The 16,944-nt window shown below is 66.8% G+C and carries 11 protein-coding genes and 3 rRNA genes; 2 read left to right on the forward strand and 12 right to left on the reverse strand.

Going from position 1 to position 16,944, the window contains the following annotated elements:
- Positions 1–2: 2 nt before the first annotated feature.
- On the reverse strand, positions 3–608 hold the full coding sequence (locus HGB54_RS08065) for an NUDIX domain-containing protein (RefSeq protein WP_228545747.1): 606 nt from the start codon (positions 606–608) through the stop codon (positions 3–5).
- Positions 605–2,296, reverse strand: a complete 1,692-nt coding sequence (locus HGB54_RS08070) for a CTP synthase (RefSeq protein WP_323740660.1) — start codon at positions 2,294–2,296, stop codon at positions 605–607. Before HGB54_RS08070 ends, HGB54_RS08065 begins: the two co-directional genes overlap by 4 nt.
- A 73-nt stretch (positions 2,297–2,369) precedes the next feature.
- On the opposite strand from HGB54_RS08070, the gene HGB54_RS08075 reads away from it, so the two are divergent.
- Complete coding sequence (locus HGB54_RS08075) at positions 2,370–3,257, forward strand: hypothetical protein (RefSeq protein WP_168915982.1); 888 nt, start codon at positions 2,370–2,372, stop codon at positions 3,255–3,257.
- A 10-nt stretch (positions 3,258–3,267) separates the two neighbouring features.
- Here HGB54_RS08075 and HGB54_RS08080 read toward each other — a convergent pair whose 3' ends face one another.
- The 7 genes from HGB54_RS08080 to HGB54_RS12645 form a co-directional block, all read right to left on the reverse strand.
- Entirely contained in the window at positions 3,268–4,245 is a 978-nt protein-coding gene (locus tag HGB54_RS08080; protein WP_168915912.1) for an IS481 family transposase, read from the reverse strand.
- 118 nt (positions 4,246–4,363) lie between these two features.
- A complete protein-coding gene (gene recN, locus HGB54_RS08085) occupies positions 4,364–6,058 on the reverse strand; it encodes a DNA repair protein RecN (RefSeq protein WP_168915983.1) in 1,695 nt (564 codons plus the stop codon).
- On the reverse strand, positions 6,055–7,032 hold the full coding sequence (locus tag HGB54_RS08090) for an NAD kinase (protein ID WP_228545748.1): 978 nt from the start codon (positions 7,030–7,032) through the stop codon (positions 6,055–6,057). Before HGB54_RS08090 ends, recN begins: the two co-directional genes overlap by 4 nt.
- A complete protein-coding gene (locus HGB54_RS08095) occupies positions 7,029–7,856 on the reverse strand; it encodes a TlyA family RNA methyltransferase (RefSeq protein ID WP_168915985.1) in 828 nt (275 codons plus the stop codon). Before HGB54_RS08095 ends, HGB54_RS08090 begins: the two co-directional genes overlap by 4 nt.
- A 19-nt stretch (positions 7,857–7,875) precedes the next feature.
- On the reverse strand, positions 7,876–8,094 hold the full coding sequence (locus tag HGB54_RS08100) for a hypothetical protein (protein ID WP_168914633.1): 219 nt from the start codon (positions 8,092–8,094) through the stop codon (positions 7,876–7,878).
- Between the two features lie 52 nt (positions 8,095–8,146).
- A complete protein-coding gene (locus tag HGB54_RS08105; protein WP_228545749.1) occupies positions 8,147–9,169 on the reverse strand; it encodes an HAD-IIA family hydrolase in 1,023 nt (340 codons plus the stop codon).
- Positions 9,159–10,019: a tetratricopeptide repeat protein gene (locus HGB54_RS12645; protein WP_228545750.1), complete on the reverse strand. Its 861-nt coding sequence runs from the start codon at positions 10,017–10,019 to the stop codon at positions 9,159–9,161. The genes HGB54_RS08105 and HGB54_RS12645 overlap by 11 nt, the downstream gene beginning before the upstream one ends.
- A 6-nt stretch (positions 10,020–10,025) precedes the next feature.
- On the opposite strand from HGB54_RS12645, the gene HGB54_RS12650 reads away from it, so the two are divergent.
- Positions 10,026–10,421, forward strand: a complete 396-nt coding sequence (locus tag HGB54_RS12650) for a hypothetical protein (protein WP_228545751.1) — start codon at positions 10,026–10,028, stop codon at positions 10,419–10,421.
- 743 nt (positions 10,422–11,164) lie between these two features.
- Here the strand turns inward: HGB54_RS12650 and rrf are convergent.
- The 3 genes from rrf to HGB54_RS08125 all read right to left on the reverse strand — a co-directional run bounded on the left by rrf (position 11,165) and on the right by HGB54_RS08125 (position 16,588).
- Positions 11,165–11,281: ribosomal RNA gene (rrf, locus tag HGB54_RS08115) — 5S ribosomal RNA — on the reverse strand.
- A gap of 150 nt (positions 11,282–11,431) precedes the next feature.
- A 23S ribosomal RNA gene (locus tag HGB54_RS08120) occupies positions 11,432–14,548 on the reverse strand.
- Positions 14,549–15,065: 517 nt separating this feature from the next.
- Positions 15,066–16,588 (reverse strand): 16S ribosomal RNA (locus HGB54_RS08125).
- The 16S, 23S and 5S rRNA genes sit together here, the layout of an rRNA operon.
- Positions 16,589–16,944: the final 356 nt, after the last annotated feature.

Here is a 16,944-nt window from a genome sequence, read left to right on the forward strand (position 1 = left end):
AGTCAGCCTCGGCTTCGCCGGGCGTGCGCGGCGAGCACGGCGGCCATGAGGATGCCGTTGCGGGCGCGTGAGGCGAGCACGGCATCCACCGCCTCGTCGAGCGCGACCCAGCGCAGCACGATGTCGGCCTCCTCGGCCTCGCGGTCGAAGGTCTCCGTCGCGCTGAGCCCCGTCGCGAGGAACACGTGGATCACCTCGTCCGAGCCGCCGGGGCTCGTGTGCATCGTGATGAGCGGCTCCCAGTGCTCGGCGGCGAGGTCGGCCTCCTCGGCCAGCTCGCGGCGCGCGGCCTCGAGCGGGTCCTCGCCCTCGACGTCGAGCAGGCCCGCGGGCAGCTCCCAGTCGCGCGTCTGGATGGGGTGGCGGTACTGCTGGATGACGAGCACGCGCTCCTCGTCGTCGACGGCCAGCACGGCCACCGCGCCGGGGTGCTCCATGAACTCGCGGACGATCTCGTGATCCCCGTACCCGAAGCGCTCACGCCGGATGTCCCACACGCGCCCGGCGAACACCACCTCGGAGTCGAGCACCTCGACCGAGTGCGCCTCATCGCGCAGCTCGTCGAGCTCGCCCTCCCCCGCCGCGGTGCCGCCCGACACGGCGGTCACTCCGCGCTCGCCGCCTCGTCGTCGAACAGCCGGCTGGCCTTCTGCCGCTCGATGGCGGCGGCGACGAGCCCGGCGAACAGCGGATGCGCGTTGTTGGGGCGCGAGCGCAGCTCGGGGTGCGCCTGGGTGGCCACGTAGTAGGGGTGCACCTCGCGCGGCAGCTCGACGAACTCGACGAGCGTGCCGTCGGGGCTCGTGCCCGAGAAGCGCAGACCCGCGGCGGCGATCTCGTCGCGGTAGCGGTTGTTGACCTCGTAGCGGTGGCGGTGGCGCTCCTGGATGCTCTCGCTGCCGTACGTCTCCGCGACGACCGATCCCGGCGCGAGCGCGGCCTCGTACAGGCCGAGGCGCATCGTGCCGCCCAGGTCGCCCTGCGCGATGATGTCGACCTGCTCGGCCATGGTCGCGATCACCGGGAACTCGGTGTCGGGGTCGAACTCGGTCGAGGAGGCGCCCGGCAGGTGAGCCTCGTTGCGCGCGTACTCGATGACCATGCACTGCAGTCCGAGGCAGAGGCCGAGGGTCGGGATGCCGTTCTCGCGGGCGAAGTGCAGCGCTCCGAGCTTGCCCTCGATGCCGCGCACGCCGAAGCCGCCGGGCACGCAGATCGCGTCGAGCTCGCCGAGCATGCGCGCGGCGCCCTCCGGCGTCTCGCACTCGTCCGAGGCGATCCACCGGATGCTGACCTTGCTCTGGTGCGCGAAGCCGCCGGCCCGCAGGGCCTCCGTCACCGAGAGGTACGCGTCGGGCAGGTCGATGTACTTGCCGACGAGACCGATCGTCACCTCGCGCTTGGGCTCGTGCACGGCGGTGAGCAGCTCGCGCCAGCCGGCCCAGTCGACCTCGCCGGCCTCGAGGTCGAGCTGGTCGATGATGTAGCTGTCGAGGCCCTGGCTGTGCAGCATCGAGGGGATGTCGTAGATCGACGCGGCGTCGGTGGCGTTGACGACGCCCGCCTCCTCGACATCGCACATGAGGGCGATCTTGCGGCGGTTCGCGCTCGTGACGGGCCGGTCGCTGCGCAGCACGAGGGCGTCGGGCTGGATGCCGATCGAGCGCAGCGCGGCGACGGAGTGCTGCGTCGGCTTGGTCTTCTGCTCGCCGCTCGCGTTCATGAAGGGCACGAGGCTCACGTGCACGAAGAAGACGTTCCTGCGGCCGAGCTCGTGGCGCACCTGGCGGGCCGACTCGATGAAGGGCTGCGACTCGATGTCGCCGACCGTGCCGCCGATCTCGGTGATGATCACGTCGGGCTTCGGGTCGTCCTCGGCCTGCAGGCGCATGCGCCGCTTGATCTCGTCGGTGATGTGCGGGATGACCTGCACGGTGTCGCCGAGGTACTCGCCGCGGCGCTCCTTCGCGATCACCTGCGAGTAGACCTGGCCGGTGGTGACGTTCGCGGCCTGGCTGAGGTTGATGTCGAGGAACCGCTCGTAGTGCCCGATGTCGAGGTCGGTCTCGGCGCCGTCGTCCGTGACGAACACCTCGCCGTGCTGAAACGGGTTCATCGTGCCGGGGTCGACGTTGAGGTACGGGTCGAGCTTCTGCATGACGACGCGCAGGCCCCGGGCGGTGAGCAGATTGCCCAGCGAGGCGGCGGTGAGGCCCTTGCCGAGCGACGAGACGACACCCCCCGTCACGAAGATGTGCTTGGTGATGGGCAGGTCCGCGTCTGAAGAGTTCGCCACGGGGTTCGATCGTATCCGACCCGTGACCCCTTTCGCCTCGACGCGCTCAGGTGCCGGGCGTAGCGTCGGGCGCATGGGGCGGCAGGCGGTACTCGAACGGCACGAGGGCGTGCGCCGCGCATCCCGCGTCGCCGCCATCGGGGGCGCCGTCGTCGCCGCGATCGCCCTGCTGGCGGGATGCGCGATCCTGCCCTCGGCGCCGCCCGAGTCGGTCGCGCTCGAGACCCAGCCCGGGTGGCCCGCCGACGCGCCGATCCGCGACCCGCTGCTCTCGCCCGAGGTCTCGTCGACCGACCCCGTGGGTTGGATCGACGAGCAGGGTCGCCTCGTCATCGTCACCTGGGGCTCGAGCGCCTGCCCGCCGATCGCGACGAGCATCGGCGAGGTGGAGGACGGCGTCGTGCCCGTGCGCTTCGAGCCGACGCCGGCGCAGGCCTGCACCGACGACCTCTCCCCGCTGGCTCACGTCTTCGAGGCGCCCGAGGGCCTCGACCAGGCGACTGTCACGGTGACGGTGCGCGATTCCGGCGGACGCGAACGCGTGTTCCGCGATGTGCTCGCCGCCGGCGCGGGCCCCGACGGCTCCTCGATCGCCGAGTCGACGGTTCCCGGGCTTCCCGAGGGTTCCGACCCCGCCGCCCCGCCGCCCGAGCAACCGGTGGTGCTGCAGTGGTCGGAGCAGCCCGACCGTCTGCTCGTCACCACCTACGGCAGCTCGAGCTGCCCGCTGCTGCCGATCGCGCTCGAGGCCGATGCGTCGACGCTCGTGCTGACGGTGAGCACGGGCCGGGTCGAGGCCTGCACGGCCGACTACGGCCCGACGACGAGCGTCGTGGTGGTGCCCGCCGCCGCGTACCTCGCGCGGGAGTCGGCGTCGGTGCTCGTGCTCTCCGCATCGACGGATGCTCCGCCGCAGCAGCTCGAGGTACCGGTCTCCCCGCCCGGCGCCGCCGCCCGCTAGCTGTACTCGGTCATGAGGTTGGTGACACTCGACTGATCGGGGGCAGGTCTTTGCAGGCGGTGTGGGGTCGATCGTAGTTGTAGTGGTCAAGCCAGGGCGCGAGGGCGTTGGCGCGTTCCTGGTTCGAGGTGAACGCGTGTCGATATGCCCACCCCTCCTGGAGGGTGCGATTGAAGCGTTCGGCTTTCCCGTTCTGCCAGGGCGAATACGGTCTCGTGAGCACGTGGGTGGCCGCCAACGACTCCATAACGCTTCGGAAGGCTGCGGAGTTTCGGTAGTTCAAGGCGTTGTCGGTCATGACCTGCCGGATCCTGATCCCGTGTCCGGTGAAGAACGCAGCAGCGTTGTTGAGGAACGCCGCGCAGGTTTCGCCCTTTTCATCCGGCAGCACCTGCGCGAACGCGAGCCGGGAGTGGTCATCGACCGCGACGTGGACGTAGTCGAAGCCGAGCCTCACGGATCGTTTCCGGCCGATGTTGTGCTCGATCGTTCCCAGACCGTTCAGGCGCCATCCGCCGCCGTCAGGGATGCGGCCGAGCTTCTTCACGTCGATATGGATCAGATCACCCGGCTGCTCGCGCTCGTATCGAAGACGGGTCCGGCGGCCTTGACGGATGCGAGTCCCGGTGACCGGGTCCAACTCATGCAGGGCAGGCAACCCCGCCTTCACGATCAGTCGGGACGCGGTCGAGGGGCTCACCGCGAAACGCCTCGCGAGCTCATCGCGGCCGAGCCTGTCGCGTTCCCGGGACGCGATCAGCGCTGCGGCCAGCTGCGGGGACGTGGTGCTGGGTGATCGGCGCGGCCGCGACGAGCGGTCCTCCAGCGCGCGGATTCCGTGCTCGCGGAAGCGGGTCACCCAGCGGTGAGCGCACTGGCGTGACACGCCGAGCTCTTTCGCGACATGCGACACAGGACGACCGGACAGCACCCGTCGGACCAGGATCAGTCGGCCGGCGGGAGCAAGGGGAGCGTTACGGTGGACCACGAGAAGGCCTTCCTCTTCAGGGCGTTTAGACACCACCCAGAATGAAGGCCTTCTCCTCTGCCTTGTGTCACCAACGTGCTGACCGGGTACAGCTAGCCGCGCGCGCGGACCACGGTGACTACGCCCGAGTGCTCGCCATCGCGACGAGCTCGCGGGCGTGGGCGAGGCCGCTCTCGCTGTCGGGCAGGCCGCTGAGCAGGCGCGCCATCTCGGCGATGCGCTCCTCGCCCTGCAGCTGCCGCACGCTCGAGGCGGTGACCGCGCCGTCGACGTCCTTGACGACGCTGAGGTGGTTGGTGGCGAAGGCGGCGACCTGGGCGAGGTGGGTGACGACGATCACCTGCGCGCTCTCGGCGAGGCGCGCGAGACGGCGGCCGATCTCGATGGCGCTCGCCCCGCCGACGCCGGCATCCACCTCGTCGAAGATGAAGGTCGGCACGGGGTCGCTGCCGGCGACGACGACCTCGAGCGCGAGCATGACCCGCGAGAGCTCGCCCCCCGAGGCACCCTTGCCGAGCGGTCGCGGCTCGCTGCCGGGGTGCGGCTGCAGCAGCAGCGCGACCAGGTCGCGGCCGGTCGCCGTGAACTCCTCGCGGGTGTCGACGGCGACGCTCAGCCGCGCGGTCGGCATGGCGAGCGCGGCGAGCTCGGCGGTGACCGCGGTCGACAGCGTCTCGGCGGCCGCCTCGCGCAGTGCGGTGAGGGCTGATGCCCGGCGGTCGAGCTCGGCGAGGTCGGCGTCGACGCTCGCCTGCAGTGCGACGAGGCGGTCGCCATCCTGGTCGAGCTCGAGCAGGCGCGTGGAGCCCTGCTCGAGGTGGTCGATGACATCGTCGAGCGAGGGGCCGTACTTGCGCACGAGGGTCGCCAGCTCGGCACGGCGCTCCTGCACCGTCTCGAGCTCGCGGCCGCCGTCGCTGTCGAGCGAAGCGGTGTAGCTCGAGAGCTGCAGCGCGGCCTCGCCCAGCACGAAGCCGGCGTTGGCGAGCGCCTCCACGACGGGGACGAGCTGCGGGTCGTGCCCGGCGACGCGGTCGACGGTACGGCGGGCGGCCTCGATGAGGCTCACGGCGTCGCGGCCCTCGTCGAGACTCTCAGCCGAGATGAGCTCGTGCGCCTGCACCGCGGCGAGCCGCAGATCCTCGATGTTGGCGAGCCGATCGGCCTGCTCGGCGAGCCGGTCGTCCTCCCCGCGCTCGGGCGCGGCCTGCTCGATCTCCTCCATCGCGAGGCGCAGCTCCTCGGCCTCGCGCGCGCGACGGTCGCGGTCGGCCTCGAGCGTCTCGAGGTCGGCCTGCGCCTGCGCCCAGCGCGCGTGCACGGCCTGGTACTCGGCAAGGGCGCGGGCGAGCTCGGGCCCGGCGAAGCGATCGAGCGCCTCGCGCTGCGCGGTCGCCGACTTCAGCCGAAGCTGATCGCTCTGCCCGTGCACGACGACGAGCTGCTCGCCCAGCTCGGTGAGCACGGCGACAGGGGCCGAGCGACCGCCGACGACGGCGCGACTTCGACCCTCGGTCGAGAGCGTGCGGGCGAGCAGCAGCTCGTCCCCATCCAGGTCTCCCCCGGCGTCGCGCACCCGCTCGGCCACGGCCCCCTCGGCGTCGATGCGCCAGCGTCCCTCGACGAGCGCCTGCTCGCTGCCCGAGCGGATCGCCCCCGAGTCGGCGCGGGCGCCCAGCAGCAGTCCGAGCGCGGTGACGACCATGGTCTTGCCGGCGCCGGTCTCGCCGGTGAGCGCCGTGAACCCGGGCCCGAGCGGCAGGCGCGCCTCGCCGATGACGCCGAGGTGGCGGATGCTGATCTCCTCGATCACGCCGGCCGGCCCTCCCCGTCGCCGAGGTGCGGCAGCTCGATCGCCCCGGTCGCCGGCTCCGTCGCCTCGCCCGGCTCGACCGGCCCGCGCCAGCCGGTCACCGAGAGGGCGAACTTCTTCACGAGGCGGTCGGTGAAGGGCGCCTGGTGCAGGCGGGCGAGCCGCACAGGGGTGCTCGAGCGGCGCGCGACGACGCGGGCGCCCGGCGGCAGGTCGAACGCGCGGCGGCCGTCGCACCAGAGCACGCCGAGCCCCTGCGAGCGCTCGAGCACCTCAACCGCGAGGGAGGAGTTCGGGCCGACGACGAGCGGCCGCGCGAAGAGGGCGTGGGCGCTGAGCGGAACCAGGAGCAGGGCATCCAGGCTCGGCCACACGACGGGCCCGCCGGCCGAGAACGCGTACGCGGTCGAGCCGGTGGGCGTGGACATGACGACGCCGTCGCAGCCGAAGCTCGACAGCGGGCGGCTGTCGACCTCGACGACGACGTCGAGCATGCGCTCGCGGCTGCCCTTCTCGACCGTGGCCTCGTTGAGGGCCCAGCTCTCGTAGATGACCTCGGTGCCGACCTTGACGCGCACCGACATCGTCATGCGCTCCTCGACGAGGTAGTCGCGCTGCAGCGCCCGGGTGATCGCCTCGGCGAGGTCGTCCTTCTCGCTCTCGGCGAGGAACCCGACGTGCCCGAGGTTGACGCCGAGCAGCGGCGCCGAGCCCCCGCGCGCGAGCTCGGCGGCGCGCAGGATGGTGCCGTCGCCGCCGAGCACGATGACGAGCTCGAGGTCGCCGACCGCGACGTCGTCGCCGAGCACGCGCAGGGCATCCGAGCCCCACGCCTCGGCGATGTCGTCGATCGAGTCCGCGGCGACCACGGGGACGAGGCCGGCCCCGCGCAGGTGATCGCAGACCGTGACGGCCGCGCCGAGCGACTCGGGCCGCCCGGTGTGGGCGACGACGAGGATGTGGCGATCGGTCACGGGGATGCCTCCTGGCGGGGTTCCGCTCGCGCGAGTGCGGCGACGCGGCTCCTCCATTGTGTCGGATGCTCTCCGGCGCCCGGCCGGAAGACGGCCAGGTACTCGTGATTCCCGCTCGTCCCCAGCACGGGTGACGAGTCGATCCGCTCCGCCAGCAGGCCGAGATCGAAGGCGGCCCAGAGCACGCCCATGATCGCGTCCTCCCGCAGGGCGGCGTCGCGCACGACACCCTCGCGCACGCCGGTGCGGCCGACCTCGAACTGCGGCTTCACGAGCAGCACGATCGGCGCCTCCGGCGCGGCCGTGGCGACGATCGCGGGCAGGATCATCCGCAGCGGGATGAAGCTCAGATCGCCGACCACCAGCTGCGGGCGCTCGGCCACGCCGCTCACCTCGGCCAGGCGCTCGGCGGTCAGCGAGCGCGCGTTCTCACCCTCGACGCTCACCACGCGCGGGTCGAGCGCGATCGAGGCTGCGAGCTGTCCGTGCCCGACGTCGAGCGCGATGACGCGGGCGGCGCCGCGCTCGAGCAGCACCTGGGTGAAGCCGCCCGTGCTGGCGCCGAGGTCGAGGCAGAGCATCCCGCTCGGATCGATCGCGGCGGCGTCGAGCGCGGCGATGAGCTTGTGCGCCGCGCGGCTCACGTAGTGGTCCTCGCCCTCGACGACGAGGCGCGCGCCCTCGGCGACGGGATGCGCGGGCTTGACGATCGCGCGGCCGTCGACGCTCACGCGCCCCTGCTCGATCGCCGCCCGGGCGAGGGCTCGCGAACGCGCGAGCCCGAGCTGCACGAGCGCGGCGTCGAGCCGCAGGGAGTCGCTCATCGGGTCGGTCGCCGGCGGCTCACGCGCCGGAGCGGCGCGCCTCGCCGTCGGTGCCCTCCAGGTGCGCGCGCAGCTCGTCGACGAGCTGCTCGAACGCCGGGGCCCGATCGGCCAGCGGCTGATCCTCGACGAGCGAGATGCGCGAGACGATGGCCTCGTCGGCCTGCACCTCGTGCACCGTCGTCGGGTTCGTCATCGGGGCCTGCTCGGCGTGGCCGACATCGCCGTACTCGCTCATGACGCCGACTATAGCCCCGCGCCGCACCCGCCCGAGGGGCGCCCTGCGGCGCTCAGAGCAACGCGAGCAGCTCGGGGTCGACGTCGATGCCGTAGATCTGCAGCCCGCTCGCGTAGACCGCGGTCGAGGCCGCGCGGATGAGGTCGAGCCGGTCGTCCCCCGCGCGGGCGACGCGCAGCACGTGCCCTTTCATGCGCACGACGGCCTTGCCGACCTCGACCGAGCGCACGCCCTCCGCATCCACCGTCTCGCGCGTCTCGGGGTACGGCTGGAACAGCGCGCGCAGGTCGTCGATGATGAACGTCGGCCGCATGTTCGCGGAGGCTGCGAGCACCTGCTTCGGCTGGTCGATGCCGGTGAGCACGAGCGCCGTGTCGATGCCGGCGCGATTGCCGCCGAGGATGTCGGTGTCGAGCCGGTCGCCGACGACGAGGGCGCGCTCGGCGCCGAAGCGCTCGCTCGCGACGTCGAAGATCGCCTTCTCGGGCTTGCCGGCGAAGACCGGCAGGCGCCCGACGGCGAGGTGCACGGCGGAGACGAGCGTGCCGTTGCCCGGGGCGACGCCGCGCGCGACGGGGATCGTCCAGTCGGTGTTGGTCGCCACCCACGGGATGCCCGTGTGCAGCGCGAAGGAGGCCTCGGCCAGGTGCTCCCAGCCGACGTGGGGGGCGAAGCCCTGGATGACCGCGTCGGGCGCGTCCTCCGCCGAGCGGGTGACGATGTAGCCGGCGTTCTCGACCTCGGTCACGAGGCCGTCGCCCCCGACGACGAGGATGCGCGATCCGGGTTCGACGAGGGTGGCGAGCACCCGCACCGCCGCCTGCGGGCTCGTCACCACATCGGCCGGCGTCAGCCGCAGCCCGAGCGAGCCGAGGTGCTCGGCGACGGAGACGTCGGTGCGCGAGGCGTTGTTGGTGATGTAGCCGACGCGCAGCGTCTCGGCGGCGCGGTTGATGCTCTCCACGGCGTGCGGGATGGCCTTCTCTCCCTTGTAGACGACGCCGTCGAGGTCGAGCAGCAGCGCGTCCCGACCGGTCAGCGGGGTCGCCGCCGCCGCAGCGCGCTTACCGAACACCGTGCTGCTCCTCGCCGCCCTCGGGCTGCGGGACGTCCTGCGGGGCGTCCACCTCGTGGCCGTCAACGGCGTCGCGGTCGTCCTCGTCGTCGTCCGTGTCCGCCGAACCGGCATCCGCAGCATCGGCGGCGCCCGCGACCTCGTCGGTGAACTCGTCGCCGGCCTCAGCGTCGGACTCGTCGTCCGGCTCCGCGTCCGGCTCGCCGTGCGACGTCGGGGTCGAGGCCTCGACCGCGTCGACGCGCTCGAGCACGGTCTCCTCGTCCACGGCGCGGGGCTCCTCGTCCCCGAGCTCCTCCTCGACGATCTCGACGATGTCGTCGAACTCGCCCTCGGCGCCACCGATGGCCTCGGCCGCGACGTCGGCGCGACGGCCCCACTCGGCGGCCTCCTCCTCGCGACCGAGCTCGGCGAGCACGACGGCGTAGGCGTCGAACAGCCCCGGGCTGTACCGGTAGGCGGTGGAGGGGTCGAGCTGCGGGATCTCGAGCTCGGCGAGGGCCTGCTCGGGCTGCCCGAGGTCGAGGCGCGCGCCCGACATGGCGATGGCGAGCTCGACGCGGGTCGGAACGCTCAGCTCCGCGCGGTCGACCGAGCGCCCGAGCTCGAGCGCCTTCTCGGGGCGACCGAGCCCGCGCTCGCAGTCGACCATGAGCGGCAGCTGCTCGTTCGAGCCGCTCAGCCGACGGTAGGTGCGCAGCTCGCGCAGCGCCAGGGTGTAGTCCTCGACGGCGTAGGCCGTGATCGCGAGCGTCTCGCGCACGACGCTGACGCGGCCGGCCCGTCGTCCCGCGGCCTGCGCGTGGCGGTGGGCGAGCGCGATGTCGGTCTCGATGAGCATGCTCGCCATCACGAGGTGCTGCGCGACGCGGTCGGCGTTCTCCTTGCTCAGCGTCTTCAGCTCGAGCCGGGCGCTCTTATCGAGCTCGCGCCCGGTGATCTGCTCGTCGATCGGCGGATCGTCATGCCGCGGCGCCGACTCGGCGTCCGTCCGACGAGCGCGGATGCCCTCCTGACGCCCCCCGGCCGCGCGGTTCGGCCGCTCGCCGCCGCTGCGGCTCGCACGATCGCCGCCGAACCGGTCGGAGCGCTCGCCGCCACTTCGGCCGCCACGATCGGCAGCGGAGGAACCACCGCGGCCGCCGACGGCGCGATCAGGCCGTCCGCCGAACTCGCGGGGCGCCCGCTCATCATCGCGGCGGGGGCGCGCGCCGGCAGCTCCGCCAGCCCGAGCACCGACGTCGCGGGATGACCGCTCATCGTCGCGACGCGGGCGGTCGCCGTCCCGGCGACCACGCTCGCCAGCACCGGCCGAGTCCCGAGACGCCCACGGACGATCGCCGTCACGCGGCGCACGCCCGCCAGCAGGAGCGCCACCGCGATTGCCCGCACGATCTGAGCCGCGCTGCCCGCCCGCGTCGCGCGGCGCGCGCTCGCCCGGGGCACCGCTGTTCCTCTGCCAGGACCGCTCCCCGCCCGTGCGCGGCCGATCGCCCGACGGTGCGCCGTCGCGCTTCCACGGCCGGTCCCCGTCTCGAGCGGGGCGGGCGTCGCGCGGTGCGGAGTCCCTCTTCCACGGTCGATCCGAGCTCGGCGCACCGTCGCGGCGCGTCCGCTCACCGCCAGGAGCACCATCGCGCTTCCACGGGCGGTCACCCCCACGTCGGGGTCGATCCGATCGAGGCGCATCGCTGCGAGCACCACCGGCCCGGGGCGCATCGCCACGCGGACGACCTCGGTCGCCGTCGCTGCGGGCCCCGCTCCCGGCCCCGCCGTCGCGGCGCGGTCGATCGCCGAAGGCGCTGCCGCCTGCTCCGCTCCGGCGCGGCGGCGTACCGCCATCCTCACGATCGCGGTCGGGTCGGTCGGGGCGCTCGGCCATGCGGACTCCTCGTCATCGGTACTGCGGATGATTCTCTCGTAGCCACGGCGGGCGATTCGACTCGTTAACGAGTGATGGCCACCCATTGCTGGGTGGCCATCACACGAAATGAAGTCCGGCGGTGTCCTACTCTCCCACGAGGTCCCCCTCGCAGTACCATCGGCGCAGAAGGTCTTAGCTTCCGGGTTCGGAATGTGACCGGGCGTTTCCCCTTCGCTATGGCCGCCGAAACACTATTGATTTCTCAATCAAGAGCACAACGACAACACACACGGTGCTATCAACACAGCGTGTTGTGTGTGCGATTCTCGACCGTAAATCGAGAACCACAAAGTGGACGCGAGCAGCAAACTCATTCCCCCACACGAGGTGGGGAGGTTGTTGTCAAGTTATCGGCTTATTAGTACGGGTCAGCTCCATGGGTCTTGAGTCCCCACTTCCACATCCCGCCTATCAACCCAGTCGTCTGGCTGGGAGCCTCTCACCCTAAAAGGGTATGGAAGTCTCATCTCGAGGCCGGCTTCCCGCTTAGATGCTTTCAGCGGTTATCCATCCCGAACGTAGCTAATCAGCGGTGCTCCTGGCGGAACAACTGACACACCAGAGGTTCGTCCAACCCGGTCCTCTCGTACTAGGGTCAGATCCTCTCAAACTTCCTGCGCGCGCAGCGGATAGGGACCGAACTGTCTCACGACGTTCTAAACCCAGCTCGCGTACCGCTTTAATGGGCGAACAGCCCAACCCTTGGGACCTACTCCAGCCCCAGGATGCGACGAGCCGACATCGAGGTGCCAAACCATGCCGTCGATATGGACTCTTGGGCAAGATCAGCCTGTTATCCCCGAGGTACCTTTTATCCGTTGAGCGACAGCGCTTCCACAAGCCACTGCCGGATCACTAGTCCCGACTTTCGTCCCTGCTCGACCTGTCAGTCTCACAGTCAAGCTCCCTTGTGCACTTACACTCGACACCTGATTGCCAACCAGGTTGAGGGAACCTTTGGGCGCCTCCGTTACTTTTTGGGAGGCAACCGCCCCAGTTAAACTACCCATCAGGCACTGTCCCTGAACCGGATTACGGTTCTAAGTTAGACATCCAGAGTGACCAGAGTGGTATTTCAACAACGACTCCACCGACACTAGCGTGCCAGCTTCACAGTCTCCCACCTATCCTACACAAGCCACACCGAACACCAATACCAAACTGTAGTAAAGGTCACGGGGTCTTTCCGTCCTGCTGCGCGTAACGAGCATCTTTACTCGTAGTGCAATTTCGCCGAGTTCGCGGTTGAGACAGCTGGGAAGTCGTTACGCCATTCGTGCAGGTCGGAACTTACCCGACAAGGAATTTCGCTACCTTAGGATGGTTATAGTTACCACCGCCGTTTACTGGGGCTTAAATTCGCAGCTTCGCTTACGCTAACCGCTCCTCTTAACCTTCCAGCACCGGGCAGGCGTCAGTCCGTATACATCGTCTTGCGACTTGGCACGGACCTGTGTTTTTAGTAAACAGTCGCTTCCCACTGGTCTCTGCGGCCTTCAACGCTCCAGGAGTAAATCCCTTCACGAATCCGGCCCCCCTTCTCCCGAAGTTACGGGGGCATTTTGCCGAGTTCCTTAACCACGATTCTCTCGATCTCCTTGGTATTCTCTACCTGACCACCTGAGTCGGTTTGGGGTACGGGTGACTAGAACCTCGCGTCGATGCTTTTCTCGGCAGCATAGGATCACTGATTTCCCCCGTGAGGGGTACGCATCGGATCTCAGGCTGTATGAGAGACGGATTTGCCTATCTCTCGCCCTACATCCTTACACCGGGACTACCATCGCCCGGCTCAGCTACCTTCCTGCGTCACACCTGTTAATACGCTAGCCGCACCAGCATAGGGTCGTGTGCTAGCCCCAACGCTTCACCCCGAAGGGATCCATCAGAGGGATTCGGACACTTAGCATTACTGGATTGACTTGGGCGGTTCTTCGTCAGTACGGGAATATCAACCCGTTGTCCATCGACTACGCCTGTCGGCCTCGCCTTAGGTCCCGACTTACCCAGGGCGGATTAGCCTGGCCCTGGAACCCTTGGTCATTCGGAGGACGGGTTTCTCACCCGTCTTTCGCTACTCATGCCTGCATTCTCACTCGTGTGGCCTCCACGGCTGGTTTACACCGCCGCTTCACTGGCCACACGACGCTCTCCTACCGATCCGCACGGCTGGACCACGAAGGCCTACCTACAATGCGAATCCTACGACTTCGGTGGTGTGCTTGAGCCCCGTTACATTGTCGGCGCGGAATCACTTGACCAGTGAGCTATTACGCACTCTTTCAAGGGTGGCTGCTTCTAAGCCAACCTCCTGGTTGTCTATGCAACTCCACATCCTTTCCCACTTAGCACACGCTTAGGGACCTTAGTCGGTAGTCTGGGTTGTTTCCCTCTCGACGATGAAGCTTATCCCCCACCGTCTCACTGCTGCGCTCTCACTTACCGGCATTCGGAGTTTGGCTGACGTCAGTAACCTTTTGGGGCCCATCGGCCATCCAGTAGCTCTACCTCCGGCAAGAAACACGCAACGCTGCACCTAAATGAATTTCGGAGAGAACCAGCTATCACGAAGTTTGATTGGCCTTTCACCCCTATCCACAGCTCATCCCCTCAGTTTTCAACCTAAGTGGGTTCGGTCCTCCACGACGTCTTACCGTCGCTTCAACCTGGCCATGGATAGATCACTTCGCTTCGGGTCTAGGACATGCGACTGAATCGCCCTATTCAGACTCGCTTTCGCTACGGCTGCCCCTCACGGGTTAACCTCGCCACATATCACTAACTCGCAGGCTCATTCTTCAAAAGGCACGCCGTCACAGCTACTAGGGCTGCTCCGACGGTTTGTAAGCAAACGGTTTCAGGTACTATTTCACTCCCCTCCCGGGGTACTTTTCACCTTTCCCTCACGGTACTTGTCCGCTATCGGTCATCTGGGAGTATTTAGGCTTATCAGGTGGTCCTGACAGATTCACACGGGATTTCTCGGGCCCCGTGCTACTTGGGATACTCTCCGGGCCATTACGACATTTCGACTACGGGGTTGGCACCCTCTGTGACTGGCCTTTCAAGACCATTCGTCTATATCGCGCTGTAACCCTCATAGATCGGCAGATCTACAGGAAAGTCCCGCAACCCCGACCATGCAACGCCTGCCGGCTATCACACATGATCGGTTTAGCCTCTTCCGCGTTCGCTCGCCACTACTGACGGAATCACTGTTGTTTTCTCTTCCTGTGGGTACTGAGATGTTTCACTTCCCCACGTTCCCTCTACCCGCCCTATATATTCAGGCGGGAGTCATCAGGTCACACGAAGTGCCTGACGGGGTTTCCCCATTCGGAAATCCTCGGATCAAATGCTTGCTTATCAGCTAACCGAGGCTTATCGCAGATTGCTACGTCCTTCTTCGGCTCCAGATGCCAAGGCATCCACCGTTTGCTCTTAGAAACTTGACTACATGAGTTTGAATCGATCGGCAGCGTCCACTCACACCTTGCGGCATGCGCGTCTGCTGCGACCAATGATCTATATCTCTTTCGAGATGTTTGATCTATAGATCCGAAAGTCTTGACGACCTTCAGTTCTAAGATGCTCGCGTCCACTGTGTAGTTCTCAACATACGGTCGGTACCGCCCCTGCCCGACGACGCAGCCCCCTGTTACAGAAGCTGCGTGCTTTCTAGTCGGCCAGACCACGGTCCGAGGAATCGATACCCGCACCCCCTCCCTGTGGAGAGCTGTACGAGGCCCGGTCCCTCAGGACCCAACAGCGTGCACGGTGCAGGCTCCCGCCGGCTCTTCTTCCATCCCCCTCTGCAAGAGAAGAGGAGTACTAGAGCGCCGACGCTCACCCGCACCCAAAGTCAATGTTCCACCCATGAGCTACCAGCTGAGAACATGCGTCTCAGATCTGGCTTCTGACCCCACCCCACCACCGCCTGATGGCGGCAAGAGGGGGGTAGATGCTCCTTAGAAAGGAGGTGATCCAGCCGCACCTTCCGGTACGGCTACCTTGTTACGACTTAGTCCTAATCACCGATCCCACCTTCGACAGCTCCCTCCTTGCGGTTGGGCCACTGGCTTCGGGTGTTACCGACTTTCATGACTTGACGGGCGGTGTGTACAAGGCCCGGGAACGTATTCACCGTGGCGTTGCTGATCCACGATTACTAGCGACTCCAACTTCATGAGGTCGAGTTGCAGACCTCAATCCGAACTGAGACCGGCTTTTTGGGATTCGCTCCACCTTGCGGTATTGCAGCCCTTTGTACCGGCCATTGTAGCATGCGTGAAGCCCAAGACATAAGGGGCATGATGATTTGACGTCATCCCCACCTTCCTCCGAGTTGACCCCGGCAGTCTCCCATGAGTTCCCACCATTACGTGCTGGCAACATAGGACGAGGGTTGCGCTCGTTGCGGGACTTAACCCAACATCTCACGACACGAGCTGACGACAACCATGCACCACCTGTTTACGAGTGTCCAAAGAGTTGACCATTTCTGGCCCGTTCTCGTATATGTCAAGCCTTGGTAAGGTTCTTCGCGTTGCATCGAATTAATCCGCATGCTCCGCCGCTTGTGCGGGCCCCCGTCAATTCCTTTGAGTTTTAGTCTTGCGACCGTACTCCCCAGGCGGGGAACTTAATGCGTTAGCTGCGACACAGAAACCGTGGAATGGTCCCTACATCTAGTTCCCAACGTTTACGGCGTGGACTACCAGGGTATCTAATCCTGTTCGCTCCCCACGCTTTCGCTCCTCAGCGTCAGTTACGGCCCAGAGATCTGCCTTCGCCATCGGTGTTCCTCCTGATATCTGCGCATTCCACCGCTACACCAGGAATTCCAATCTCCCCTACCGCACTCTAGTCTGCCCGTACCCACTGCAGGCGCGAGGTTGAGCCTCGCGTTTTCACAGCAGACGCGACAAACCGCCTACGAGCTCTTTACGCCCAATAATTCCGGACAACGCTTGCACCCTACGTATTACCGCGGCTGCTGGCACGTAGTTAGCCGGTGCTTTTTCTGCAGGTACCGTCACTTTCGCTTCTTCCCTGCTAAAAGAGGTTTACAACCCGAAGGCCGTCGTCCCTCACGCGGCGTTGCTGCATCAGGCTTGCGCCCATTGTGCAATATTCCCCACTGCTGCCTCCCGTAGGAGTCTGGGCCGTGTCTCAGTCCCAGTGTGGCCGGTCACCCTCTCAGGCCGGCTACCCGTCGTCGCCTTGGTGAGCCATTACCTCACCAACTAGCTGATAGGCCGCGAGTCCATCCTTGACCGAAATTCTTTCCAACTCCTAGCCATGCGGCTGAAGCTCGTATCCGGTATTAGACGTCGTTTCCAACGCTTATCCCAGAGTCAAGGGCAGGTTACTCACGTGTTACTCACCCGTTCGCCACTAATCCACCAGAGCAAGCTCCAGCTTCATCGTTCGACTTGCATGTGTTAAGCACGCCGCCAGCGTTCGTCCTGAGCCAGGATCAAACTCTCCGTAAATGTTTGATAGCCAAACCACCCAAAGGCAGCCGGCACATCTAGTGCCCCACCAGACCCGAAGGACCAGCAGGACGAGTTTGTTCTGACTGAAGTTCGAATATCTACTGACATTCTTGTTTCAATCCAAAGGAATCTCTCCCGACCGAGCAAAAGCTCGACCGACGAGGATAATTTGGCATTGACTTAGTGCACGCTGTTGAGTTCTCAAGGATCGGACGCACCTGACCGCCGGTCTCTCGACCGCCGCAACAGGGCAACTCCACTAACTTACCCGACTCGGTGTCGCAATGCAAACGGGTCGGCGCGGTGATCCGCAGCCGACCAGCTCGACGAGCGAGTGCCGGGAAGGGCATCCT

This window comes from Microcella flavibacter (genome assembly GCF_012530535.1).
Taxonomy (GTDB): Bacteria; Actinomycetota; Actinomycetes; order Actinomycetales; family Microbacteriaceae; genus Microcella; species Microcella flavibacter.